The 24,393-nt window shown below is 34.6% G+C and carries 26 protein-coding genes and 1 pseudogene; 16 read left to right on the top strand and 11 right to left on the bottom strand.

The window, feature by feature from the left end:
* The first annotated feature begins 57 nt into the window (after nucleotides 1-57).
* The 6 genes from E4T88_RS16100 to E4T88_RS16075 all read left to right on the top strand — a co-directional run bounded on the left by E4T88_RS16100 (nucleotide 58) and on the right by E4T88_RS16075 (nucleotide 5,942).
* Entirely contained in the window at nucleotides 58-582 is a 525-nt protein-coding gene (locus E4T88_RS16100) for a hypothetical protein (protein ID WP_135107236.1), read from the top strand.
* Nucleotides 555-800, top strand: a complete 246-nt coding sequence (locus E4T88_RS16095) for a hypothetical protein (protein ID WP_135107234.1) — start codon at nucleotides 555-557, stop codon at nucleotides 798-800. Before E4T88_RS16100 ends, E4T88_RS16095 begins: the two co-directional genes overlap by 28 nt.
* A 425-nt stretch (nucleotides 801-1,225) precedes the next feature.
* Complete coding sequence (locus E4T88_RS16090; protein ID WP_135107232.1) at nucleotides 1,226-1,711, top strand: hypothetical protein; 486 nt, start codon at nucleotides 1,226-1,228, stop codon at nucleotides 1,709-1,711.
* Nucleotides 1,712-1,826: 115 nt separating this feature from the next.
* Nucleotides 1,827-3,617: a GumC domain-containing protein gene (locus E4T88_RS16085; protein ID WP_135107230.1), complete on the top strand. Its 1,791-nt coding sequence runs from the start codon at nucleotides 1,827-1,829 to the stop codon at nucleotides 3,615-3,617.
* Nucleotides 3,618-3,629: 12 nt separating this feature from the next.
* Nucleotides 3,630-5,279: a hypothetical protein gene (locus E4T88_RS16080; RefSeq protein WP_135107228.1), complete on the top strand. Its 1,650-nt coding sequence runs from the start codon at nucleotides 3,630-3,632 to the stop codon at nucleotides 5,277-5,279.
* Between the two features lie 99 nt (nucleotides 5,280-5,378).
* Complete coding sequence (locus E4T88_RS16075; RefSeq protein ID WP_135107226.1) at nucleotides 5,379-5,942, top strand: hypothetical protein; 564 nt, start codon at nucleotides 5,379-5,381, stop codon at nucleotides 5,940-5,942.
* Between the two features lie 58 nt (nucleotides 5,943-6,000).
* Here E4T88_RS16075 and E4T88_RS16070 read toward each other — a convergent pair whose 3' ends face one another.
* The 9 genes and pseudogenes from E4T88_RS16070 to E4T88_RS16030 form a co-directional block, all read right to left on the bottom strand.
* Nucleotides 6,001-6,615 (bottom strand): hypothetical protein, encoded by a 615-nt coding sequence (locus tag E4T88_RS16070; protein WP_135107224.1) that lies wholly within the window; start codon nucleotides 6,613-6,615, stop codon nucleotides 6,001-6,003.
* Nucleotides 6,616-6,790: 175 nt separating this feature from the next.
* Complete coding sequence (locus tag E4T88_RS16065; RefSeq protein ID WP_497707121.1) at nucleotides 6,791-7,180, bottom strand: RHS repeat-associated core domain-containing protein; 390 nt, start codon at nucleotides 7,178-7,180, stop codon at nucleotides 6,791-6,793.
* A 233-nt stretch (nucleotides 7,181-7,413) separates the two neighbouring features.
* Nucleotides 7,414-7,779 carry a hypothetical protein gene (locus E4T88_RS16060; RefSeq protein ID WP_135107220.1) on the bottom strand — a complete coding sequence of 122 codons (366 nt, stop codon included), beginning with the start codon at nucleotides 7,777-7,779 and terminating at the stop codon, nucleotides 7,414-7,416.
* Nucleotides 7,780-8,456: 677 nt separating this feature from the next.
* Nucleotides 8,457-8,825 (bottom strand): annotated as a pseudogene (locus E4T88_RS18380) (RHS repeat domain-containing protein); the annotation flags it as partial.
* A 217-nt stretch (nucleotides 8,826-9,042) separates the two neighbouring features.
* On the bottom strand, nucleotides 9,043-9,651 hold the full coding sequence (locus E4T88_RS16050) for a hypothetical protein (RefSeq protein ID WP_135107218.1): 609 nt from the start codon (nucleotides 9,649-9,651) through the stop codon (nucleotides 9,043-9,045).
* 2 nt (nucleotides 9,652-9,653) lie between these two features.
* Nucleotides 9,654-9,983: a hypothetical protein gene (locus E4T88_RS16045; protein WP_135107216.1), complete on the bottom strand. Its 330-nt coding sequence runs from the start codon at nucleotides 9,981-9,983 to the stop codon at nucleotides 9,654-9,656.
* A 134-nt stretch (nucleotides 9,984-10,117) separates the two neighbouring features.
* Nucleotides 10,118-10,468 carry a hypothetical protein gene (locus E4T88_RS16040; protein ID WP_135107214.1) on the bottom strand — a complete coding sequence of 117 codons (351 nt, stop codon included), beginning with the start codon at nucleotides 10,466-10,468 and terminating at the stop codon, nucleotides 10,118-10,120.
* A 182-nt stretch (nucleotides 10,469-10,650) separates the two neighbouring features.
* A complete protein-coding gene (locus tag E4T88_RS16035; RefSeq protein ID WP_135107212.1) occupies nucleotides 10,651-11,103 on the bottom strand; it encodes a hypothetical protein in 453 nt (150 codons plus the stop codon).
* Nucleotides 11,072-11,749, bottom strand: coding sequence for an RHS repeat domain-containing protein (locus E4T88_RS16030; RefSeq protein WP_260393720.1), 678 nt, complete (start codon nucleotides 11,747-11,749; stop codon nucleotides 11,072-11,074). Before E4T88_RS16030 ends, E4T88_RS16035 begins: the two co-directional genes overlap by 32 nt.
* A gap of 239 nt (nucleotides 11,750-11,988) precedes the next feature.
* On the opposite strand from E4T88_RS16030, the gene E4T88_RS16025 reads away from it, so the two are divergent.
* The 3 genes from E4T88_RS16025 (at nucleotide 11,989) to E4T88_RS16020 (ending at nucleotide 13,520) form a co-directional block, all read left to right on the top strand.
* A complete protein-coding gene (locus tag E4T88_RS16025) occupies nucleotides 11,989-12,375 on the top strand; it encodes a group III truncated hemoglobin (RefSeq protein ID WP_135107210.1) in 387 nt (128 codons plus the stop codon).
* Nucleotides 12,376-12,440: 65 nt separating this feature from the next.
* Nucleotides 12,441-12,614, top strand: a complete 174-nt coding sequence (locus tag E4T88_RS18025; RefSeq protein ID WP_167755472.1) for a hypothetical protein — start codon at nucleotides 12,441-12,443, stop codon at nucleotides 12,612-12,614.
* A gap of 300 nt (nucleotides 12,615-12,914) precedes the next feature.
* On the top strand, nucleotides 12,915-13,520 hold the full coding sequence (locus tag E4T88_RS16020) for a hypothetical protein (protein ID WP_135107208.1): 606 nt from the start codon (nucleotides 12,915-12,917) through the stop codon (nucleotides 13,518-13,520).
* 564 nt (nucleotides 13,521-14,084) lie between these two features.
* Here the strand turns inward: E4T88_RS16020 and E4T88_RS16015 are convergent.
* Nucleotides 14,085-16,772: a phage head spike fiber domain-containing protein gene (locus E4T88_RS16015; protein ID WP_135107206.1), complete on the bottom strand. Its 2,688-nt coding sequence runs from the start codon at nucleotides 16,770-16,772 to the stop codon at nucleotides 14,085-14,087.
* 77 nt (nucleotides 16,773-16,849) lie between these two features.
* Nucleotides 16,850-17,101, bottom strand: coding sequence for a hypothetical protein (locus E4T88_RS16010; RefSeq protein WP_135107205.1), 252 nt, complete (start codon nucleotides 17,099-17,101; stop codon nucleotides 16,850-16,852).
* Nucleotides 17,102-17,185: 84 nt separating this feature from the next.
* Between E4T88_RS16010 and E4T88_RS16005 the strand changes: the two genes are divergently transcribed.
* From E4T88_RS16005 to sufD, 7 genes are all read left to right on the top strand, one after another.
* Nucleotides 17,186-17,743 carry a hypothetical protein gene (locus tag E4T88_RS16005; protein WP_135107203.1) on the top strand — a complete coding sequence of 186 codons (558 nt, stop codon included), beginning with the start codon at nucleotides 17,186-17,188 and terminating at the stop codon, nucleotides 17,741-17,743.
* 808 nt (nucleotides 17,744-18,551) lie between these two features.
* Nucleotides 18,552-18,881 carry a hypothetical protein gene (locus tag E4T88_RS15995; RefSeq protein ID WP_135107199.1) on the top strand — a complete coding sequence of 110 codons (330 nt, stop codon included), beginning with the start codon at nucleotides 18,552-18,554 and terminating at the stop codon, nucleotides 18,879-18,881.
* Between the two features lie 866 nt (nucleotides 18,882-19,747).
* A complete protein-coding gene (locus E4T88_RS15985) occupies nucleotides 19,748-20,491 on the top strand; it encodes an MlaE family ABC transporter permease (RefSeq protein ID WP_374043291.1) in 744 nt (247 codons plus the stop codon).
* Nucleotides 20,488-21,261 carry an ABC transporter ATP-binding protein gene (locus E4T88_RS15980; protein ID WP_135107193.1) on the top strand — a complete coding sequence of 258 codons (774 nt, stop codon included), beginning with the start codon at nucleotides 20,488-20,490 and terminating at the stop codon, nucleotides 21,259-21,261. The genes E4T88_RS15985 and E4T88_RS15980 overlap by 4 nt, the downstream gene beginning before the upstream one ends.
* A gap of 14 nt (nucleotides 21,262-21,275) precedes the next feature.
* Nucleotides 21,276-22,040, top strand: coding sequence for an exodeoxyribonuclease III (locus E4T88_RS15975; protein WP_135107191.1), 765 nt, complete (start codon nucleotides 21,276-21,278; stop codon nucleotides 22,038-22,040).
* Nucleotides 22,041-22,281: 241 nt separating this feature from the next.
* A complete protein-coding gene (gene sufC / locus E4T88_RS15970; RefSeq protein ID WP_135107189.1) occupies nucleotides 22,282-23,043 on the top strand; it encodes a Fe-S cluster assembly ATPase SufC in 762 nt (253 codons plus the stop codon).
* The gene (gene sufD, locus E4T88_RS15965; protein ID WP_135107187.1) at nucleotides 23,040-24,380 is read left to right on the top strand and encodes a Fe-S cluster assembly protein SufD; all 1,341 of its coding nucleotides are present in this window, start codon (nucleotides 23,040-23,042) and stop codon (nucleotides 24,378-24,380) included. The genes sufC and sufD overlap by 4 nt, the downstream gene beginning before the upstream one ends.
* Nucleotides 24,381-24,393: the final 13 nt, after the last annotated feature.

Genomic DNA, 24,393 nt, shown 5'->3' with positions numbered 1-24,393 from the left:
ATGATAAGTAAAGGGTGTCGTGTTTTACGATACCCTTTATATTTTAAAGTAAAAAAAATGAGTGTAAAACAAATGTTGTTTCGGGAGTCCGATGCAGCTGTCGATAAATCGATAAAGATTCCTTTTGAATTCAGGAATGTGCCGTCGGATAAAGTTGACAAAGTAGGTCAGCATATAGTTATTCGCCCCGCCAGCGTAAGTACATGGTTTCGTTTAAAGCCACTATTGGCAATGATAGAGGGTAAAGATCTTGAATTGGCAAAAGCAGCAAAGGGCAAGGATTTTAATACGGATATAGCCGAAGTGATGGAAAGGTACGATACACTCATTATGGAGATCGTATATCTGGGTATTCATAATAATGACGGAGACATGCCCGAATGGTTTAAGAAAGTACTCAAAGACAGTTGTACATGGGAAGATATCTACATCCTCTTTAATGCGATTATCTATCGTCTGGGGACATCGTCTTTTTTGAATACTATCACAGCCATGGAAGCTGTGAGCCCGCTAGACGAAAGGGAGATAATAGCCCTTCAAGAAAACAAGGAAACATGGCTCAAAGCAGCTTTGCCCTCTTAGTACTGGCCAATGAAGCTTTCGGATATACGCATCAACAAACATTAAATAGCAGTTACTGCATGATCATGTCCATGCTCAAAGAATATAACTTTTCGATGAATCAGCGTAATAAGACCATCAATGGAGAGGAAGAAATAAATGAGGGTGAAGAATGGACTACAGTAATTGACATTGATACAGGCCAGCCTAAACGAATAAAAAAAGTAAAGAGTATTTAGTTTTATATATTAAGTTGAATTTTGAAATGTAGGGTATTTTTCATAGTATTTTGTACTCAAGCGCCGTATCGTCTGTGAAGATAGTACGGCGCTTATATTTTTATACCTAACTGCGAAAGTTAAAAAAATAGATAGAAATTATAAGAAACTCGTAATAATACATATAGTTTCAAATCTATAAACATTCTTCTTTATCCATAAATTTGTAATGTAATAAGTTGTTGAAATCTAATATTTTTTGTAGTCAAAGAATAGGTTTAATAATGAATCGAGAAAGTGTGTTTTATGATAAACATATTGATATCTTGATAAGAACAAAAGCAATGCATGAAAACTAAAGAAAGTATTAACAAAAACGAAGAGGTTAATTAACGTTTGGAGACCGAGAAAACCTCTTCATTATTTATAATTTTAATAAAATTAATATGGTAAAATTAATTAAAAAAAATAATGTAAAGAAAGAAGTAGCATTATTAATTCCAGAAGAAAGGCAATTTATAAATCGTATTTATTGTAATATTAGCGATTACAGGCGTAAGGGTAAGACAGAAGACTGGATAGCCAAACGGATAAATGGCAAAGTTATACGCAATAGATTTATCACATGTTTAATGAACCATGGTGTAGCAACTTCCTTAGGATTCAAAATATGTACGATCGCAATTTATAAATATTTGCATGGTAGAAGTATAGCAATTATTAGGAAGAAAATGAATCTTCCTAATAATGCAAATATACGAGATAATATGTCTGTTACTGAATTATCAGCTATTGAATTTATAGAATCATTATCAATAGATTGTATCGAAAGGTTAAATGCTCGAGGGAGTAATGAATGTGAAAGCATCATTTGCAAATCAGCCAAACTTGTAGCTGAAACAATAATGAATAGTAGAAAAACAATAGGTTGATTTTGTTTTTTCAGACACATTGTTTCATTTTTTTGAACGTTTTAGTATGCCCCGCTAGTCTGAGAAGATATGCGGGGCTCTTTATGTTCTCTTATATTTTAAATATAAAGAAGATATGGGCATAATAAATAGAGAAGGAGCTTTGTATATGGCCACCGGTATTGATAACTCAGGGTCAAAACAAGGTGCAGCAGAGGCCGAAAAAATAATTGATGATATAGGCAAAAGGACAGAAGACGTTAGTGAAAAAATGCAACGTGCGGGCAAAATGATCGAAAATACTTTTGAAAATAGCACAGATTCATCCAAAACATTTATTGAAGAATTAAATAGAACAGGTAAATCTGTTCAGTCCATAATTGAAGAAATAGAGAAGTCAGGAAAGGCGACTTCTGGTATATTTCAATTTGACGCAAATTCTACAAGTTTAGAAGCAGTCAATCAACAATTAGAACTACAAAAGCAAATTGTTGCAGAGCTTGAAAAGCAATATGCAGCCGCAAAAGAGGTATTCGACACTGTAAATATATCAACGTCCGATTCCACTATTATTGCAGAAAGAAAAAAAGCCTCTAAACTTTTTCAAGAAATAAGAACTGCACTCGAAGGAGAAAAGCAAGGTCTAAAAGAGCTGGAACAGGAGTATTCAAATTTGGCTAAGGAAGAGGATAAAAGAGTAAAACAACAAGAGAAAGCGGCAACCAAGCAACTTACAACACTACAACAGATCAGGCAGCTATCAGAAGAGATGCGTACTTTAAGGGGGACAGATGGAATTGTTGAACCCGAAAACTTAGAACGATATGACGAATTGAAGAGAAAACTATCAGAACTTGGAACTTCATATCGTATAGTCCAGCAAGAACAAAAAGATCTCACCACGAAAGGTAATGCTCAATTAGAAGGATTAGTACAAGGCATCACAGGATTAGCAGGAGCCTTTTCAGCCGGACAAGGTGTTATCTCATTATTTGTAAAAGATAATCATAGATTGGCAGCCATACAAACTAAATTACAAGCTGCTATGTCGATTACTATCGGATTACAGCAAATAAGCAATACTCTTCATGTAACATCCTCATTTCGGGTAAATACGGTAACAAAGGCTACGCAATTATTATCATCTGCTAACACATGGCTTGCTTCCACATTCGGAATATCCAACGTTGCAGCTAAAGCCTTAATGGGAACATTGACATTGGGGTTATCAGTTGCTATTACAGGAGTAATATATTTAATAAATAAATACTCCTCTGATCAGGAAAAAGCAGCGACGACGACCAAAAAATTTAACAAATCTGTTGCTAATAGCGTAGCTTCTCAAAGAATAGAATATGAAAAACTAAGATTACAATGGATTGCTGCAAAAGACGACTTAAAACAAAAGGAAAAACTTGTTAGAGAAAACATAGATGCATATAATACTTTCGGTGTAAAAATAAATGATGTAAAAGATGCCGAGAGTCTATTCGTAAAAAATGCAGACTCTTTTAGGGATTCGATGATGCTTCGGGCTAAATCAGTAGCAGCCATGGAGCTAGCTACTGAAAAATATAAAGAATATTTAAAAGCTATGGCTGATGCTGAAAAAAGAGCAACCAACAGGTCGTTTGCTGAGGCTATTTCAGATGGAGCTGAATCATTATTTAATAGATTTGATGCTTTCGCACAAACCATTTTATCAGGTAAATATGTTGAAAATTTAGGCGAAGATTATTATGCAAAATTGGCGTCGAATAGAGATAAAGGCGAAGCGGAAAAACTGAATAAAGAATCGCAAGCTTGGTTTGAAAAAGCGTTTGGATATGATGAAGAGTCAAGAAAAAAACTGAAAGGATCTGGAGGAAAACTAACAGAAGAAATCATTGAAGGTTCAAAAAAATATTGGGAAGCAATCCGTGATTAACAACAAAGGTTAATGGATGAAGACTATAAGCCAAAAACGCCTGAGTTCTCAGCAGCAAAAGCAAAAAGAGATGCTGCAGCTAGAATGCTTCAACAATGGGATAAGACAAATTTCAAGAGCCAAGATTCGGCTTTAGCCTCATCCCGAGAAGCTTCCCTAAAGTTGCTTAATCTTCAAGCTGAACTAGACATCCAGTCCGTTAAGCAACAACTTGATTACGAACAAAAGCTTTTAGATATAGAGCAAGACAGCTTTGACAAGCGATATAGGCAAAATCAATTGAATATGGCTAAAGAGCTTGTTTCTATCGAAGAGTTTCGACAGAAAAAGGCAAAGGATCAGCAAGAGGCAGCAAAGGATATCTATGTAAAAAAGAATGGAAATGACAAGGGATTCAATTTTACTTCATATAGTGAAACAGATTTAGAGAAGTTACTCCCTTTAGGATTAAAACCATCAGATGTAGAAGCTCAAGCAAACAACTTATGGGATGTTATTTTTAAAGCCTGGCAAAAAGGAAACGAAGATTTAGCAAAAGAACAAAAGGTTTTTTCTGATGAAGAAAGCTTAACATTCGCTTCTCAATTAGATCAGCAAATATACTCTATACGTAAGCATTACAAAGAGCGTAGGAAAGAAGCAGAAAAGAATGCAGAATATATTAAGTTGATTAATGGGAATGAGGATAGGGAAATCACAGCTGCTCGTTTACAAGCATATCAGCGTCAGTTAGAATCAGATGCAAGCTATAATCAAAAAGTTATGGAGCTTGTTAATGATCGATACGCATTTGAATCAAATAGAAGAAAAGCTTCAATACAGCAACAGATATCAGATCAGGAAGAGCTTATTGAAACTATTGAAAAAAGATTAACTAATGATCCTAATAATGTAGATATTGCCAATGAACTAAGAGATGCTAAAATACAACTTGCTTTATTCAACAAAGAACTTGATCGTACAAAAACAGAGAAGTTTGCCGAGCTCGCAAACTCGGCTGCCGAAATTGCCTCATCTCTGCGGGATGCATTAGGCGATTTTGGTGTAAAACTATCTGATGACACTAATAAAGCACTTGATGGTTTTGAGTCGATATTGAAAGGAGCCGGAGATTTGGCCGAAGGAATCGCAACAAAAAATCCTGCAAAGATAATATCCGGGGCAATTGAGCAAACAAAAGGTTACTTTAATGCTATATCAGGTATTCTAGGAACAGCCGATTACTCAGCTTATGACAAACTTAAGTCGAAGTATGAGAATCTACTCAATATCTGGGATGAACTGATAGACAAGAAGAAGAAATACCTCTCGGAGTCGGTAGCCGACGAGGTTGTCCGTACCGAAAAAGAGGCATTAGACCTTATAAATAAACAAGCAGACGCCGTCAAAAAACTAGCTCAAGCCAGACTTGATGCGGGTAAAAGTGCGGGAAGTCATTCCCTCTGGTATCGGATGTGGAAGGGCTCGTACAAGTTTGATGGAAAGAACTGGCAAGATGTAGCCGGGAATATATCCAAAGAGCTGGGTGTTTCTTTTAAAGGTATGGGTGATATGCTTAATATGTCAGCCGACCAACTGCAATGGATTAAAGAAAATTACTCCGGGCTTTGGGCTGTCATGGATGGCGATTTCAGGGGCTATTTGGAACAACTGATCACATAAGGTGATCAGGCACAGGATATCATCAATCAGGCAAAAGAATCACTTACAGGTATTTCTTTCGATAATTTAAAAGATAGCTTTTTGAATACCTTGCTTGATATGAACAGCGATGCACAAGATTTTACGGATGATTTTGTATCCTACTTCCAAAAGGCTATCATGCAAAGAATGCTTGATAATCAATTTGCGAATAGACTTCAAAGCTTTTATGATTCGTTTGCAGAAGCGAATAAAGTTGGGGGTATAGATAGTGCAGAATATAAAAATCTTCAAAATGACTGGAATAATATTGTAAGTGATGCGCTCAAAGAAAGGGATAAACTAAAAGATATATTCGGCTGGTCGGGCAATCCTATATCTCAATCTTCATCCAAAGGCAGTTATGAAACAATAACACAGGATCAGGCAGGAGCTATTGATGGTAAGTTAACCGGCATTCATGAAGTAGATCTTTTAATAGAGCAAAATACTTTTCAGTTAGTCCTTCTATCCACTGAAAGCAACCAGCTGATTAGAGGCTATAAGGAAGATTTCATGGCTATACGGAATGTCTTGGTTGAATCGAGGTTTCTATGGGAAGAAATTCGAGACAGCAATAATGAGCTTTACGGTATAAGAGAAGATATTGCATATTTAAGAAAGAACGGAATAAAAATAAACTGATATTCTAAATTAAGAGGATATACGACATATCCTCTTAATTTATGTGTTTATAGTAAACTTAAAACAAATCTTCTATATCTTTTTTCTTCCCTTTTGCTTCAGCTTTAGCTTTTTTAGCAGCCTCTTTGTCATGCCATTTAGAACTAGGTGGAATTCCTGTATTTATTGTATACGAATATATATTGTATGATTCATCGATACTTTTAGTCAGTGCAGTAGTTCTTCCTGTTGTCGCAGAAATATCTACTTTCTCTACATATATTTCCACTTTATAATTATCATAATCGAAAGTCTGTATTATCTTTTTCCCAGTAGTAGATTCTATAAAATTTATATTATTCTCTGTTAACCAGTTTTGTATATTTAGGAAAGCATTATCATCATAGAATATAGCATGTAGATAAGATACTCCGGTTTCTCCGTATTGAATAATAATTTTATAATCTTCACTATGAGGTCTTATATCAGCTGTAGTTCCATTAATGGCGCTGAGAACGTTAGAAACATTGTTTAAACCGTTACTTTTATTCAGTACATACTGATTTTTTTCCTTATCATATTTGAACTTACTCTCTTTCAATTTATTTTCATCATAGCTTAACATTTTAGAATAAGGTAACTGAGCAAAAGTTAAAGAAGGAAGTAACAAAAAGAATAAAAGTAACTTTTTCATAATCTGTAGATTTTATTGTTGATAAATTTTCACAAATCTAAAAAATCATTTTTATTTCTCTTTTATTTCTTGAAGTATTTTTCAGATACCTCGATGAAATATATTTTATTAAAAATCATATCTCACAATACTCTATTAAACTTATTGACTAAGCTTTTATATCCGCTTTTATATTTTAGGAATAAAGGATTATTCCATGATATGCTACATGAGTTGTATCCATATCTGTTGGATCAGTAACTTTTATTGGGTTATTAGCAGCATAAACATACGGACTAATTGAATAATACTTTTCTGCATGTGGATCTACCGTTGTAAACCGTCCCACTGCACTTTCATAATACCTTGCCGAGTAGTCATACAGGTTCAATCCGTGCATCTGATCCAGTTCCTTGCCATTGTATTTGTACGGCTGCTGCTTCTGTTCATCTACAGCATTCTCTGCAAAAGCTGTTCCGAAGGGATAGTAATGGTTTCTTTGGGTTACTGTACCGCTTGCATTTACTACCACACGATTATTTCCCAAATGGTCTGTCATATAGTAATGATATACCCCTCCTTCTATATATCCTCCGTCAATCGCTGGCTATCTCTATAGCTAATAACAAACTTAACTAAAAAGGTGACAAAAGTAACAGGTTTTTGCATATATTTTCCTGTTACTTTTTGCTTCTCTTAAAGTTATAAATATAGATAAATAATCCTGCCAATGATAATATTGGCAGGATTGATTATCTTATCGCAGATTAAATCCGAACTTTATTAGCCTTAGAATTCTAAATCCGAAAGGACGAAAAACTACCAATCGATAGAAATTGTATAATCCCAATCTTCTTTATACTTCTTTTTAAACCAAGTCGGTATAGTTATATTTTTCGAGATTTTTCCTGATTCAATTCCATCATAACCTTCAAATAATAATATTGAGTCTTTCTTTATCTCAATACTTTGAAAATATTCCAGAACAGTTTCGTTCCTTAATCTTTCGATAAAACGATCTTTATTATTCTTATCTAAATGTACACATTGATAATAATCATATTCTGTAGGAAGCATCATTCCTAAAACGATATTATCTTCAAGATCTGGAGATTGGATATAACAATATATATCATCAGGCATAATCTTTAAAACATCAATAAAAAAAAAATCTTTATTATCCATTATTCTAAAATTGTATGATCATTTGTTTTTCTTTTTCCATTCTTATAATAATCTACATTCATATGCCTTTGAGAAGACGTACCATTTCCTCCAAATTTTTTATCAATAACATGAGTTTCTATTCGCAAATTAATCTTCTCTGCAGCTTTCCCTATTGTTATATTCACTTCTTGAGTAGGCTTTAATTTATTTAAATTAATAGTTCCTCCCTCAGATTTCAGCTCTTTTAAATTTTTAAGTATATTTTGAACATTCGGAGAGATTGTAGATTCTCCAGCTGTTGCACTCTTCGTGATAACATTACTAACAGTTGCTACTTTCGAAGTAGTATTGAATGCGGCACCAGCACCCATCAATATAGCTCCTGCACCAGCATTCTCTAAAGCTTGAGGTGTTGTCGAGGCTTTCCATTCATCGCTTAATTGTTGCGACAAAGGAGTGTTCTGCCAGTAATCAACTTGCTGGCCAATAGCTGAACTCCAAGTATTTCCAACATCGTTAAGATATTCTCCGGCACCATTTTCTGCTATAAACTGACAATCTACAGCAATTCCATTAGCAATATCTACAGGTACATTTAATACTACTGTTGTCATGTTATGTAAAGCAACACCAACATTTCTCAACGCACCACCTCCATACTCTTTTCGCTGAAATCTATTTAACGGAGGATCTCCAGGTGCAAGACCATCAGGATCAATAAACCTCAATGGATTATTATAACAATATGCATACGGACTCCACGAATAGAACTTCTCCGCCAACGGATCGACTGTTGTAAACCTTCCCTCTGCACTCTCATAATACCTTGCCGAGTAGTCATACAGGTTCAATCCATGCATCTGATCCAGTTCCTTGCCGTTGTATTTGTACGGCTGCGGCTTCTGTTCATCTACTGTATTTTCTGCAAAAGCTGTACCGAACGGATAGTAATGATTTCTTTGGGTTACCGTACCGCTTGCATTCACCACTACCCGATTATTACCTAGGTGGTCTGTCATATAGTAATGATAAACTCCTCCTTCTATATATCCTCCGTCAACGATTGGCTATCTCTATAGCCAAGAACAAACTTAACTAAAAAGGTGACAAAAGTAACAGCTTTTTGTATATATTTCTCTGTCACCTTTTTTCTACCCTTAAGTCATATATAGATAAATAATCCTGCCAATGATGACATTGGCAGGATTTAATTATAATGGATTAACAATGTAAGGGGCACTTCCATCCTTTGGTTTAGGTATATAGGAGAGAACACTCATTTCAATTGCCTTTCTTATTGATATATAATTTATAATAAGCACTCTCGACAAAAGGTCGTTGAACATATATTGTATCTCTGAGTTCATTCATTTCTGATAACATTTTTTCTCCCATCCAAGCATAAAATCCTATATTATTTTTAATCAAATATTTAAGCTTATTACCACTAGAATCCAATATTAAATCATCTACAGCAATGTCTGTAGAGTATATTCCTCCAATACTTATTCTCTTTTTCGAACCATCTTTATAGTTTACAGTTGCAGCTATACGAATATCTATCTTGTATTGACTTTTATATAATTTTACTTGCTTTAGTTCCTTGTTAATTTCTTTCAAGATGTTGCAATCTTCAATTTTGGCATCTAAAATACCATCTTTTTGGTTATCATCTATAAAAGAGGGTATCCTTAATTGTAAATCATCCCAATTGCGAGCTCTAGAGTTAACAAATATATAATTATAATATAATACATCAATAGAGTTTATACCACTGTCACATGTATCTGCAATATTTTCATATGACGCAATTTTTGATTGTTGCTTATTCGTATTGTTAGTGCAAGAGAATACTAACAGAATAAAAATTGTAATAAATATAGCTTTCATTTCTATAAAAATTTAGGAGATACTGAATAACGTCGCCCTTTCCTATTTTGTATTGTAGGAGTTCTACCATTGCTTGTCGGCGAAGAAACTCGAACTGAAAGGACAAAATGACTACTTCTATAGGAGCCGTAAGGAATTTCGCCATTCATTCCTGCAGTATGCATTTCTACACCTTGAATGACTCTTTTTTCTTCTTTATATTTACATGTAGGATCCGAGTATCGAATCAAATCTTTTGAGAAACCAATAGGATCTTTAACTGCCCTTGTCGCATGGTCTGTTTCATGTTCTAATGTTGTTGCTGGAAATATTGCATAATTATTCCCGGCCATCTTCAACTGTACCTTCATAAGTATCCCACGGGCGATTAAATAAATAATCCTGCCAATGTTATGGCAGTATTGGGTTGTATTACTTTATTAATCTTCGTATTGCAAAGCCGAAGAGACGGCAGTTGGGCTTATTGTCAAAAATGCTCACAGTAGTTCAACTCTTCAAATCCTAACTTTTCTTTCTCAGTAAACCATTCATAATAACCGCTATTTTTCTTAATTAAATATACTAGAGGAAAGTTGAAATTTTGTAAAACACCATTTATGTAGATATATTTGACATCGGAGTCTTGACATAAACATAATTCGCTTGTTGTACCATCTTTATGGTATAGAATACATAGAATCCGAGCATCTTTTGAGGCAATAAAGTTTCTAGGTTGTTGTTGTTGTATTTCTTTCTCAATGTCCATTAAAACATTACAATCTTCTATTACTTTACTTATAACACCTTCATAATCAAATGTCGAATTTTCTAGCGGCATACTTTTACTGTTTTTTATATCACTACATTTCATATTTAATGGAGAGATAAAAGAATAGTTATAGTAATAGACTTTGATTGAATCTAGGTTACCATTATTACATCTGGTTCCACTTGCTGTCTTCTTGTTACAACCTAACAAGAATAACATTGAGAATAACAATATGATTAAATATTTCATATTTATCTTCCCCCTCCCCTTAAAGTTCTTAGAATGCTTGGTACAATTGAGCGTTGTTTATTCATTATGTTACGTCTAACAGCTGGCATTAATAAGCCCGTACTAATTGGACTAGTCACAGTAATAAAAGAGCCCTTATCGTGGTCAGGTCTGACATAATTTAATGGAAATTCTCCATTATTGTACGCTGTATTCCTTTCAGAACCTCTAATAACACGTCTTTCTTCCTTAAAATCATATTGAGAGTCATTGACATATCTATATCCATTTGATTTATACCCAGCATCCTCCATAAAACCGTTCGGATCTTGTATTCTCCTAACATTATGGTCTGCTTCATGTTCTAAAATCGTTGCGGGGGACAATACATGTCCTTCATTTGTCTTTATTCCTAAATTAGGATTCCATTGAATATAAGGGGCACTACCATCCCTTGTATAGGTTATTCTCTCCATACTTTAAATTTATAGTAAGGTCTTTGGAGGTTGCTGCAAGCTGCATGAATTCACCTCCCCCATTACGAATATTATGGTCATATGCAATTAAAAAATTAGATATAAAATTATTTTTCGTTTTTGGAGCCTCTTTATGATTAGACCCATTAAAAACCCAATGTTGCTCATTTCCATCGTCATCCTTATAAAATATCCATATATCTTCAACATTAGGATCTATATACTTCAGAGGATTATTCTCTACATAAGCATAAGGCGATATATTATAATACTTCTCTGCCAACGGATTGACCGTTGTAAACCTACCTATTGCACTTTCATAATACCTAGCCGAGTAATCATACAGGTTCAATCCGTGCATCTGATCCAGTTCCTTGCCGCTGTATTTGTACGGCTGCTTCTTCTGTTCATCCGTAGTGTTTTCAGCAAAAGCTGTTCCGAACGGATAGTAATGGTTTCTTTGGGTTGCCGTACCGCTTGCATTTACTCCCACACGATTATTTCCCAAATGGTCTGTCATATAGTAATGATACACCCCTCTTTCTATATATCCTCCGTCAACCAATATGCTATCTCTATAGCTAATAACAAACTTAACTAAAAAGGTGACAAAAGTAACAGGTTTTTGTATATATTTCTCTGTCACCTTTTTATTTCCTTAAGATCATTATAGATAAATAATCCTGCCAATGATAATATTGACTGGATTCACTATTTTGAATGAATACAAATCCCTTCCGATTAATACTTCTTATTCAAATCTGAAGATTAATAAATAAGTTACCGAACTCCTCAAAGAGGACATCGAAACATTTATAAAATAGAATTTGGAATAAATACCTATCTTTGATGAAAACATTTTGTTTTTATTAAAGAGAAATAGATATGACACCAACTAAAGATATAGAAGATATTAAAGACCTAAAGAAAATGGTTGATATTTTTTATGGTAAGGTCAGAAGAGATAATTTAATTGGCCCTATCTTCAATGATAAAATACAAAACCATTGGCCGGAACATCTTGCTAAATTATACTCTTTCTGGCAAGGAATTCTGTTAGGCGAAAAGACATATAGCGGATTCCCATTCCCTCCACACGCACAATTGCCTATAAGCAAAGAACATTTTGACCGATGGCTAGACCTTTTCACAGAGACAGTGGACAGTCTTTTCGTTGGGCCAATTGCTAATGAGGCTAAAAACCGTGCATATAAGATAGCTGATATATTCCAGGATAAATTAGCGTATATACGTGACAAGGCAAATAAATAACATGCAAATATTGTATAAAAATTAATCTCTATATTTGTACTTTATAAATTAAATAGAAAATAATTATGATGAAACCACGTCTGGGTATGAGTGCCCGAACAGGTGATAAATGTCCTAAAAGTGGTGTATGGAGAGCTATGGGAATAGCAGAATCTGTTACAATGTCTATATCTCGAGGAAATAGAATGCCTATGCATGAGAACAGACATATAAACTGGAAACTAATTATAATGTTTTAAGTCATGCTTTTGGGGACATGGTGTTACTTTTCTGATAAATGTAATTTAATTTTTTAAATTTTACAGAAGAACATCTATTTATACAATCAGACTTAATATTCCCTACAATAAGTATTCTTCGTTATAGAGCATCATTAATCAGGGATTTTGGTTCGCCTGTCTTTCTTGAGAAATTCAATAAGTTGTGCCTTATCGGTTAGAGCTAAAGTTACCTCGATTGCCATAGGATTTTCTTTTAAAATATAAGAGAGGGAAAGGAAATCTTATTTATATTTGAGTAAAATAACTAATGAAAACACTATGGCTAAGTATCTATTCATTCTCTTTTTATTAATAGTCGGAGGAATGACCAATATTAACGGTCAAAAAATTGAAAGTTTGAAAAAAGCAGATTCTTCCAAAGAATTAAATGATAATACATCTATTATTTATGGTTTGTTTATCCAACGATTAGGTTTTACTAGTGGCGGATTTCCTCAAGATATTAGATTGCAAAATATTATAACGGACAAAATATATACCTTCAATGTGAAAGGGACAATGAAGTCTGGAAAGGAGAACCCTTTCTGCTATTATATAAAACCTGGAATGTATAAAGTATTCAGTTATTTTTGGACTAAAAGTAAATGGTATGGAGGAGAAATGCATGAAGAACGAATCTTCAAAAATATAGACACATCGACTAAAGGCTATGCAAAAGACCTTAAAAATGGAAGTATAGATCCGAATAAACTAGTCTCCTATTACTTAGAAATTAGACCAAATTCCGTTTACTATATCGGCACTTGGCATTTTAATACAGGTTTAGTTTCTTTTAGTGATGATAAAACTAATTTAGATGAACACTTAAAGAAAAAGTATAGTAAAATAGATTTCGACCAAGCTACGACTAAACTTCCGGAGTAATAAAACAAAAGGTAACCATAACGGTTGCCTTTCTTATTCGTCACAAGACACTAGCTGTTTGTATGTCGCAGAAATAAAAGCTTCCAGTTTGCATCCTGCCCCCCCCTTGCTTTCATGCTACTTTCCAAACTGACTTAAAGAAAGAAAAAGATTAACATCTTTTTATCTTCATTTCAACATCATGCTGTTGTTGCTATTAAATAAATATTAATCAATTTGATATAATATCTAAATGAAAGTTATTTTTACCTTTGTTCTATATACTTCATTATACAATTATCTTTTATATTCTTAATTTATCAAATATGGATTTCTCTATAATTGAAATAATAAAACTCATTGTATCCGCTACAACTTCTATTGTGATTGTGATAATAGGTTTGTCAATAAATAAAAGATTAAAGGTCTTTGAACACAAGCAATGGAAGAATCAAAAATTGATAGAAAAAAGACTCGAAATTTATTCAGAACTAGCACCTATGTACAATGATCTACTTTGTTACTATATATTTGTTGGTAATTGGAAAGAATTATCGCCTGATAATATTATTAAGCATAAAAGAATTATTGATAAAAAAATAAATTTAGCAACTCCACTACGGTTCCGCCTGTCTGTTTATTTAGGTAGCGGGCATCAGAGGCCTTTGCTGAATAAGCATTAAAGTCAGAAGGGGGTGTATTATCGAATTGAGTGATAAGATACACACCGTTCTTGCCTGTAGCCTGATATGTAATACCTGCAATTTGTAGCTCTTTTATCGAGTTATCGACACTTTTAGCCCAAGAGGCTGTTGCATTATCGCCGACTATATATTTAGCTTGATATTTGTTTAAAAGATGTTTCTCATACCCTTGTATACGTGATGATCGGAAACCACCTTCAAATTGTTCATGGATTAGTTTCACTTTTTGCCCTATTTCGAGATCCATCTCATTATCCTCGAAATGCTGTATCATGGTAGGACACTCGAAGACAGATTTATCCTTCAACATATCTTGCTGCCATTCTACAGCAGTATCATATAACTCCTGTTCTCCTGCCGGGATATATTGATCGGAAACAAGCTGAATATTGAAGCCGTAAAGGATATATGTATCTCCGTTTTGAGGTTTTAAGGTGTCGTTAGGTAAGGCTTTACCGTAATTCTCATTACGCGCTATTTCGAATATCTGAGAATCGGGATCTGTTTCCGGCTTGCCAAGCGGATTGAATTTCACTTCATAATCTGTTCCATTCAAATTTCCACTTTGAAAGGCAATGCGAAGCTCAACACCCGGCTGTCGGTACTCCTCCTTAAATTGCAGGCCTGTATCTTTGTATCTGTAAGCATTCCACTTGGTGACTACTCCGGTATCGGTATCCGTATCGGTATATTCCACTGTCGTAATAGAAGACATCGTTCCTATCCTTTTCGGGTAAACCCCATCAAAAATAACGACAGCCGATTTTATCTCTTCAGGAGATAAATTAGGGCGTATATCAATAAACTTGCCTTTAGAAGCAGGGATACGCAAACGCTTTTTATAGATAGCATCTACAGCCTCTCCCGGTGTTGTCTCCCTATAATTAGCCGGAATATTACGTGTAGAGCCAAATGCAAGAATGCGTGTATATTTTTCCGAATCTTCACCCTTCGAGCGTTCCATCTTTTCAACGGATACTTCGCTCTCAAAATCGATCTCCGAGCCGTATGAGAATTTTTTAACAAGATGGAATGTTGTTCCTGTCAGATACCATTCTCCGCCATATTCCTTGGCTATCTGTGTGGCTGCATCCCAGATTGAAACTTTATCGAATCGAATGTATTTTAAATCCGTGAATTCGATAGTACCCACATTGAATGAGTTAACACCGAAATAACGGTTTGCATTATCGGACAGCAGCTGAAAATGAGTAGCTGCGTTCGCCATCAAAGACCATTCCGTCTCTTCAAGGTTTTGATTCATGTAATAGAACGTATCGTCTTGTAACAACGTCGTCCAGTGGTCGAAACGAAGCGTATATTTGTAATTACATTTATTCACCTCATCGGGCATATAATCTTCCTTGATGATAAACTTTTCACCCTCCCAGATAATATAATCCGAACGCACAAACTTAAATAAACTATCCAATACAAAAGATAGCTCGATATAATGCTCGCTCATTAAAGCGTTTTTCTCGATGTCTGTATCAGTGAGTGCATATCGTGCTTTTACAACCTGGTTCTTATCACGAATTGGAATAATGAATTCCTCTACGGCTGTTTCTTCGTCAAATCCGATAATGATATCTTCATAGAAAATCGCTAAGGCCTCTATACCTTCATTGTTCAAATCATCGTGAATGTTCCACAATCCTTTAGGCTTGTTCAATAGCGTATTTTGCTTATTGGTCTTTAGATATATTCGCGATGATGCAGGCAAGGTATACGTAAGCTTATCGGCGGCACGTGTGGCAGATGTTGTAGGAATAATAGAAGTTGACTCAAGTCCACTCTCAATCTGTGGATATCCAAAATAGAATCCTGCATTTGATACACCCTGATATGTTATATCTCTGGTTGCGGATGTTGGTTGTTCAGATCCACAGACATACAATCGTAAATCATTTAAGCTGCTGCCTGTATTTCTTGTATCTATTCGGACATAATCACCGATTGCATGAATATTGCCCTCAGTATTATTTTTTTGAGTGAGCGATGAAGTCTCAAGATCTACCATCATCCAGCTATTGACAGTAAACATACTTCTAAACTGCAGGTAACGTCTATTGTACTTTTTTAGCAATATCGATGCAGTATAATTATTTCCTATATTCGGAATTAATCTGCGGGTATATACTCTATGTATTGCGGATGTAACACTTTCAGTAAATTTTATTAATGGATCCGAATTTACACTCCCTCCTTCTGCTGTCCATGTATTAGCAATCAGATTTGTACTTTCCTTCTCTACTAACAACTTCGCCACATCCCCATAATTACCATAATCAATACGTGGAATATTATTACCTACAAGCTCCATATTCTTATCCTTGTCGAATGAGGTTGCAGATGATGCACGAGAGAAGTTGAAGGGAACCAGATCGCCTGTTATATTATCCATGCCATATACAACACCCTCTTTTGCTGCGATAGGCAATAATATGACCTTTGCCCCTGTCTGAACATTATTAGGTAGATTTTGATACAAATCCAGCAATAATACCTCATCTATCGTAATACCGATTAGCGAAAGGTTATGTCTGTAGTTCTCTAATTTACTTATCATAGGGATATACGGTCTTTGGGGTTGGGTTCATTGAATTTTACTGCAAACTTTCCGATATAGTCAAAGAAACTCAGATCCTAATAGCTTAGTACATCAAGCTTATATATCTTTTTCAAAGAAGGGACTTTCATTGTTACCATACCGGAATCAAGCTCATTTACAAAAGCTTCATATTTTTGTAAATATTCGTCTCTATTTGATGCAACCATACAGAAATAAAGAATAACATCTCGATCGGACTTTCTTGGAGTAAGTCTGAATACCTGCTTCCCATGTTGACTACGCGCATTATTCGAAGCGTATTCTTTATTCGATGCCGGTAGTAGCAAAACATTATCACTGCCTTCTTCCAGGTATGCACCCCATATAGCAAAAGCATCTTTGTCGTTAATATATAATTAGCATATAATAGTATGGACAAACAGGATTATCAGATACAAGTAAGTCTTCCTGGAGGAGAAGATGTTATTGTAGTTGATAATGAGTTGCCTGAAATAGACATTTTGGGGGAACAATTTGAAAGGTTTGAATATATGGGGCTCAGTTATACTGGAACAGCTTCCTTTCTTTTGGGATATAGTGCTCAATTATATCTTGGATATATACCGAGTGATGGTGTATTTATAAATTTAACGGGAGGCTTTGTTTTTGGAATTGATTTCTCTCATGGTATCAGTGGAGTTGTTGGAAATTACGTTGGAGATGCAGTTCCAACAGCTGAAACTTTAAAAGGGCCAGCATGGGCACTAGATGGAGGTGCAGGCGGCTTAACTATAGGAACGAGTAAAGATGTAGTTCAATCAAATCCTGTTGAAATAGGTCAGACTGGTAGTTATAAATATGACGAAAAAGCAGGAACAAATTGGAATATGAGAAGTATAGGATATTCTGTTGGATCAAAAACTCTTTTTTCTGGGAGCGTAAAAAGAACATATAAAACATCTCCTTTGTATTTACATAAAACAAAATAAATAATGAAGATTAAAAAATATTGTTTTGTTGTTATAATATTTTTTTCATGTATAGCAGGTAGTAATAAGGAATATAGACAAGCATGTATTAACGAGGACTACACAGCACTTATTACAAAGATTCTTGGAACCATGATGTGTATACATTTGAAATAACAACAAAAGATAAGGGTACAATTCAAGTTATTGCAGAGTTCTATTCGAAGTCTTGGGCTTTTGCATCTCCTTATGACTCTATTATTAAATATAAAGGTGATAGTTATATAACTATTAAGAAAAAAACAGGGGTGTCAAGGCAATTTGAAACTAGATTTAAATAAACGGAGAGGAGTATATATAAGTTTCTTATATGTTAGATTATTATTATTTTTCGCCACTTTCGTCCCTTCGGATTTGTAATCCGAAGACTTATAATTAAGGATTTCCAATCCACTATAATTCAATCCTGCTAATATCATCATTGGCAGGATTATTTATCTATATATGACTTAAGGGTAGAAAAAAGGTGACAGAAAAATATATACAAAAAGCTGTTACTTTTGTCACCTTTTTCATTAAGTTTGTTCTTGGCTATAGAGATGCTTGGCCCGAGTGTAAAAGATCAGATCAAGTGATGTCTTCATCATATTGGTATATGATTGTTGGTATAAATTATGCCAAAGATATGTGTTATTTTAATGGGAAAATCCATGTCGGTTCGTAGTAGAATATATTCTATTGAACTGATTCATAGTTCATCTACTTTTTTCTGAAAATTCTTTAGAATCAAAAACTAAATTCATATTTACTTAAAACATTAAATACATATATGAAATTTATATCTTATTTATTTATGATGTGTTTATTTTTGTCTTGTAATATTAGTAGTAGAAAAGAATATACTATAGATGTTATAAATTCAAGTTATGAGGGACAAATAATAGATAAATATATTGATAACTGGAATCATGCGGCTAAGATGATCCAAGTCCATACAATTAATAATGATACTTTAAATATAACAGTAGATTTTTATCCTGATTCGTGGAATTTTGTAAGTGTGGGTGACTCTATTATAAAAAAATATGGTAAAGGGAGTATCGAAATTAAGAGGAAAGCAGGAGGACAAAGAGATTTTTTTTTATATATTCCAAATTAAGAAATATCTTTATTCTCATTTTCCCTCGTTCTTTCGAATTTGTAATCCGAATATGAATCGTGCAAGTATCTATAATCCATTTTAAACTATCCTGGATACTCCTAATAAAGACTCATATGATGCTTGTCCTGAAAAAATAGAGCAAGAGAAGAAAAAAAGAAGAAGATATAATTTCTATTTTTATGAAAAATATAACCAAGCTAAGAGAGAAATTTCTTATGTCAATGTGTATCTTAACAACGATGTATTGTCTGTTTTTTTATGAATTGATTGAATCTTCTTGTCTTTCTACCGTAATGTATACTTTAACTGGATTATGGATATTACTAATTGTTATTTCTGTTTTTGAATTAATTGGATTTCTAGTTTCTAAAAAGAGAACGGGGAAAAAGCTATATTATCAGTCTGATGGATTTGTGAGCTTTATATGCATATATTCTCAAATAATTGTAAGCTATTGTTTTTATATATACTTCTTTATATATTTTATATTTGATTTATACAAAGATGATATAATCTTCAATTATATATTACTTATAATATTGGGGGTGTTTATTGGATATAAGACAGCTTTTAAATCTATCATATACTTAGAGAAAAGAAAATAGATGTATTATTTTCGAACAGTTTTCTTCGTCCCTTCGGATTTGCAATCCGAAGTCTTATAATCAAGGATTTATAATACACTGCAAATCAAATCAGGCAGGTTGTTATTGATAGGATTGATTTCCTATAACTCATAAGATAAGTGAAAATTTTTCAAAAAATGTTCTCTTAATACATTCCATTGGATTGAAATCTGAGAATTATACAAAAAAATGTATCTTTGTTCATGTTTATAAATCTCTGAAAAAACAAATATGTTTATAATTTCTCTTTTAGATAAACTTGGACACTATGCGCTCCTCATGCAAAAGGTTTTCACCAGACCTCAGAAATGGAGTGTTTTTCTTCGTCAGTATCTAGCCGAAATAAGCAAATTAGGAGTAAACTCAATTTGGATTGTAATAATAATCTCCTTTTTCATCGGTGCTGTTATTGTGGTTCAGATAAAGTTGAATATTGATTCTCCGTTCATGCCACGTTATACGGTTGGTTATGTATCCAGAGAGATACTAATCTTGGAATTCTCATCGACGATTATGTGTCTTATCTTGGCAGGAAAGGTCGGATCTAATATAGCGTCCGAAATAGGTACGATGCAAGTTACAGAACAAATAGATGCATTGGAAATAATGGGTGTAAATTCTGCCAATTATATCATTTTGCCTAAAGTAATCGCTTTGATGACTTTCATCCCGGTACTTGTAGTTCTTAGTATGTTTTTTGGTGTAATAGGCGGATATGCAGTCTGTATAATAGGGCAAGTGATGCCTGCTGATACCTTTCAGTATGGACTTCAATTCTATTTCAAAGAATTTTATGTATGGTATGCTATTGTTAAAACTATAATATTCGCTTTCATTATGTCAACTGTGGCCTCTTATTATGGCTACTCAGCACGGGGCGGATCGTTGGATGTGGGCAAGGCTAGTACCGATTCGGTAGTTATGGGTAGTATTCTTATTCTTGTTTCAGACTTGCTGATCACACAATTGATGATGTCATGATAGAAGTAAAGAACTTATATAAATCATTTGATGAACGAGACGTTCTGAAGGATATAAATATTCTTTTCGAAGCAGGGAAAACCAATCTTATTATTGGACGAAGCGGTTCGGGAAAAACGGTTCTTCTTAAAAATCTCGTAGGTTTGATGCGCCCTTCAAGTGGGCAAATATTATACGACGGACGTGATCTTACAAAAATGAGCCTTGGAGAGATGAAAGATTTGCGCCAAGAGATGGGGATGATTTTTCAAGGATCGGCCTTATTTGACTCCATGACTGTTTTCGAAAATGTCAATTTCCCCTTAATGATGTTCTCCTCAATGACCAAAATAGAGCAGGAGAAACGGACTAAATTCTGTCTGGAAAGGGTAAATCTTGGAGATGCAGGTCACCTATATCCATCAGAGATTAGTGGAGGTATGATGAAGCGTTCAGCCATAGCTCGTGCCATAGCCCTCAATCCAAAATATTTGTTTTGCGACGAGCCAAACTCCGGACTTGACCCTCAAACATCTCTCGTTATAGATGATTTGATACATGATATCACAAAAGAGTATGATATTACGACCGTTATCAACACTCACGATATGAACTCGGTGATGGGCATTGGCGAACGAATCAATTTTATAAAGGAAGGCGAACTCGAGTGGCAAGGTTCGAGCAAAGACGTCATATCTTCTACAAATGAAGATTTTAATGATTTTGTTTTTGCCTCCGACTTATTTAAGAAAGTTAAAGCTGCCGAAAATGAAGGTATCAAGTTGACTTAATCCATTTTAATTAAATGAAAGTAATATCATATAATGTAAACGGCATACGTGCCGCTGTAAATAAAGGTCTTTACCAATGGCTTGAACAAGAGTCTCCTGATATTTTATGCTTGCAGGAAATAAAGGCTACGGAAGATCAGATCGATGTATTGACTATCCAATCATTGGGGTATAATTACTATTTTCATCCTGCCGAAAAAAAAGGATATAGCGGAGTTGGTATCTTGACCAAACGTATGCCTGATTTGGTGAAAATAGGAATGGGGATTCCTGACTATGATAGAGAAGGGCGTGTATTACGTGCCGACTATGGAGATGTCACTGTGATTTGTGTTTATATACCCTCCGGTACAATGGGGGATATTCGTCAGGATATAAAAATGAAATTTCTGGCCGATTTTACACATTTTATAAACGATTTACGTAAAGAAAGACCCGAACTCATTATCTGCGGAGATTACAATATCTGTCATAAACCTATCGATATTAATCACCCTGAACGACATACCAAAAGCTCGGGATTTTTACCTGAAGAGCGTCAGTGGTTTGATGAGTTTATAGATACAGGACTTATTGATACTTTTCGTGTGTATGATCAAAGTCCGGAGAAGTATAGCTGGTGGAGTTATAGGGCAGGAGCCAGAGGTAAAAATTTAGGGTGGCGTATAGACTATCATGTTATTACGGAAGAAGCTCGCCCACGACTTAATAATGCAGCAATTATGAGCGAAATAAACTTTTCTGACCATTGTCCTGTTGTAGTAGAAATGAGTTTCTAGGAATAAAAAACCTGCTCATTTGAAATATGGGAACTATTAGTTTGTTAAATAGTTTAATTTATTAGAAAAGAAACATTATAGATTTAATAAATAACTAATAGCCTGTTAAAAACGGGCTATTTTTGTGTTTTATTTACTATTTTTGCATTCGAAAGCCATGGTGGCTTGAACATATATCAGATCTTAGTGTTAAATGGATAGCTGTAACTAAGATTTTTATTTTAAACAACATATAATAATAATGGCAAATTTATTAAACATAAAGAACTTACATGCCAATGTTGAAGGCAAAGAAATATTAAGGGGATTAGATCTTGTTGTAAATGAGGGAGAAATTCATGCAATAATGGGGCCTAATGGTGCCGGAAAAAGTACCCTTGCTTCGGTTTTGGTAGGTAATCCCAATTTTGAGGTAACAGAAGGCGAAGTAACTTTCAGAGAACATGATCTTTTGGAAATGGATCCTGAAGATAGAGCTCGTGAAGGGTTGTTCCTCAGTTTTCAATACCCTGTAGAAATACCGGGAGTAAGTATGACAAACTTTATGCGCGCTTCTTTAAACGAAATTCGTAAGCATAAAGGTGAAGAGCCTATCTCAGCTTCAGACTTTTTGAAAATGATGCGTGAAAAGCGTCAATTAGTTGAACTAGACAAAGACCTTGCGGGACGTTCGGTGAACGAAGGTTTCTCGGGAGGAGAGAAAAAACGTAACGAGATTTTCCAAATGGCTATGTTAGAGCCGAAGTTGGCAATACTTGATGAGACAGATTCAGGGCTTGATATCGATGCCTTGCGTATTGTTGCAGCCGGTGTAAACAAGTTGAGGAGCAAGGATAATGCTACTGTAGTTATTACCCACTATCAACGTTTACTAGACTATATTAAGCCGGACTATGTTCACGTATTATACAAAGGACGTATAGTAAAAAGCGCAGGAGCCGAATTGGCTCTGGAATTGGAAGAAAGAGGATACGATTGGATTATTAAAGATTTTGAAGAATGATAGAAAATCAATATATAGACATATTTACCCAGTATAGAGATAAGATTGATGCAAAGTCTTTATCAGGGATGAATAGTCTTCGAGATAAAGCACTAAACATTTTTAAAGAACAGGGATTCCCCACCAAGAAACTGGAGGATTATCTCTATCTGGACGTTGCAGCGGAATTTTTACCTGACTTTGCTCTTAATATTAACAGGTTGCCATTCACAGGGAACCCATATGTTGCTTTTAGGTGTGAAATTCCTAATTTGACTACAAATCTTTACTTTGTTCTCAATGATATATTTCATGAAGAACATAAGCCAAAGGTAAATTATCCGAGCGGGGTATTTGTTGGTAGCTTCAAGCATTTTGCAGAAGAAAAGCCCGAGGTGTTTTCCAAATATTATGGGCAGATAGCAGATATGGATAAAAACGGAATTGTCGCATTCAATACAATGTTTGCTCAAGATGGTTTTGTTATTTATGTGCCTAAGGGTGTTGTTGTAGAAGAACCAATTCAGCTGATCAATATATTGAAGAGTGAATTTAATAGTCTTGTCAATCGCCGTATTCTGATTATAGCCGAGGATGATGCTCAGGTGAAATTACTTATTTGTGATCATACTGTAGATGAATCTCAGTTTTTAGCAACGCAGGTTACCGAAATCTTCGCCGGACGTAATGCTCTTGTCGATTATTACGACTTGGAAGAAAACTCAGATAAAGTTACCCGTTTGACAAATACGTTTGTTCATCAGCTCGAAGCATCAAATGTATTGATCAATAATATGACTTTCAATACGGGCATTAGCCGTAATAACTATAATGTAAAACTATCCGGACAGCATGCTGAAGCTTATGTATGTGGTATGGTTATAGCGGATAAGCATCAGTATGTAGACAATTTTGCTTTTCTCGATCATCTTGTACCACACTGTACGAGTACGCAGTTATTCAAATATGTGTTACAAGACGAAGCTACAGGTGCTTTTTGTGGACGTATACGAGTTGAAAAAGATGCACAGAAAACATTGGCATATCAGTCGAATAATAACTTATGTATTTCTCCAAATGCTCATATGTATTCCAAGCCACAATTGGAGATTTATGCCGATGATGTAAAATGTTCGCACGGATTAACTACAGGACAGTTAGATGAAGAGGCTCTGTTTTATCTTCGCTCACGTGGTCTCTCTAAGGAATCTGCTCGTTTGATGCTAATGCAAGCTTTTGCAGCGGGAGTATTAGAACATGTTCGTATCGACCGCCTAAAAGAAAGATTACTGGATTTGGTCGAAAAACGTTTCAAGGGAGAATCTGCTCGTTGCGGAAATTGTGCAGTATGTAAATGATAAATGAAACATA

Origin of the sequence: Dysgonomonas mossii (assembly GCF_004569505.1) — a bacterium.
Lineage (GTDB): Bacteria > Bacteroidota > Bacteroidia > Bacteroidales > Dysgonomonadaceae > Dysgonomonas.
This window is presented reverse-complemented; position numbering and strand designations above follow the sequence as displayed.

Coding starts and splice junctions, on each gene's coding strand:
- E4T88_RS16100 (WP_135107236.1), top strand. CDS start 58: ATGAGTGTAAAACAAATGTTGTTTCGGGAGTCCGATGCAGCTGTCGAT.
- E4T88_RS16095 (WP_135107234.1), top strand. CDS start 555: ATGGCTCAAAGCAGCTTTGCCCTCTTAGTACTGGCCAATGAAGCTTTC.
- E4T88_RS16090 (WP_135107232.1), top strand. CDS start 1,226: ATGGTAAAATTAATTAAAAAAAATAATGTAAAGAAAGAAGTAGCATTA.
- E4T88_RS16085 (WP_135107230.1), top strand. CDS start 1,827: ATGGGCATAATAAATAGAGAAGGAGCTTTGTATATGGCCACCGGTATT.
- E4T88_RS16080 (WP_135107228.1), top strand. CDS start 3,630: ATGGATGAAGACTATAAGCCAAAAACGCCTGAGTTCTCAGCAGCAAAA.
- E4T88_RS16075 (WP_135107226.1), top strand. CDS start 5,379: ATGAACAGCGATGCACAAGATTTTACGGATGATTTTGTATCCTACTTC.
- E4T88_RS16070 (WP_135107224.1), bottom strand. CDS start 6,615: ATGAAAAAGTTACTTTTATTCTTTTTGTTACTTCCTTCTTTAACTTTT.
- E4T88_RS16060 (WP_135107220.1), bottom strand. CDS start 7,779: ATGGATAATAAAGATTTTTTTTTTATTGATGTTTTAAAGATTATGCCT.
- E4T88_RS16050 (WP_135107218.1), bottom strand. CDS start 9,651: ATGAAAGCTATATTTATTACAATTTTTATTCTGTTAGTATTCTCTTGC.
- E4T88_RS16045 (WP_135107216.1), bottom strand. CDS start 9,983: ATGGCCGGGAATAATTATGCAATATTTCCAGCAACAACATTAGAACAT.
- E4T88_RS16040 (WP_135107214.1), bottom strand. CDS start 10,468: ATGCCGCTAGAAAATTCGACATTTGATTATGAAGGTGTTATAAGTAAA.
- E4T88_RS16035 (WP_135107212.1), bottom strand. CDS start 11,103: ATGGAGAGAATAACCTATACAAGGGATGGTAGTGCCCCTTATATTCAA.
- E4T88_RS16025 (WP_135107210.1), top strand. CDS start 11,989: ATGACACCAACTAAAGATATAGAAGATATTAAAGACCTAAAGAAAATG.
- E4T88_RS18025 (WP_167755472.1), top strand. CDS start 12,441: ATGATGAAACCACGTCTGGGTATGAGTGCCCGAACAGGTGATAAATGT.
- E4T88_RS16020 (WP_135107208.1), top strand. CDS start 12,915: ATGGCTAAGTATCTATTCATTCTCTTTTTATTAATAGTCGGAGGAATG.
- E4T88_RS16015 (WP_135107206.1), bottom strand. CDS start 16,772: ATGATAAGTAAATTAGAGAACTACAGACATAACCTTTCGCTAATCGGT.
- E4T88_RS16005 (WP_135107203.1), top strand. CDS start 17,186: ATGGACAAACAGGATTATCAGATACAAGTAAGTCTTCCTGGAGGAGAA.
- E4T88_RS15995 (WP_135107199.1), top strand. CDS start 18,552: ATGAAATTTATATCTTATTTATTTATGATGTGTTTATTTTTGTCTTGT.
- E4T88_RS15980 (WP_135107193.1), top strand. CDS start 20,488: ATGATAGAAGTAAAGAACTTATATAAATCATTTGATGAACGAGACGTT.
- E4T88_RS15975 (WP_135107191.1), top strand. CDS start 21,276: ATGAAAGTAATATCATATAATGTAAACGGCATACGTGCCGCTGTAAAT.
- sufC (WP_135107189.1), top strand. CDS start 22,282: ATGGCAAATTTATTAAACATAAAGAACTTACATGCCAATGTTGAAGGC.
- sufD (WP_135107187.1), top strand. CDS start 23,040: ATGATAGAAAATCAATATATAGACATATTTACCCAGTATAGAGATAAG.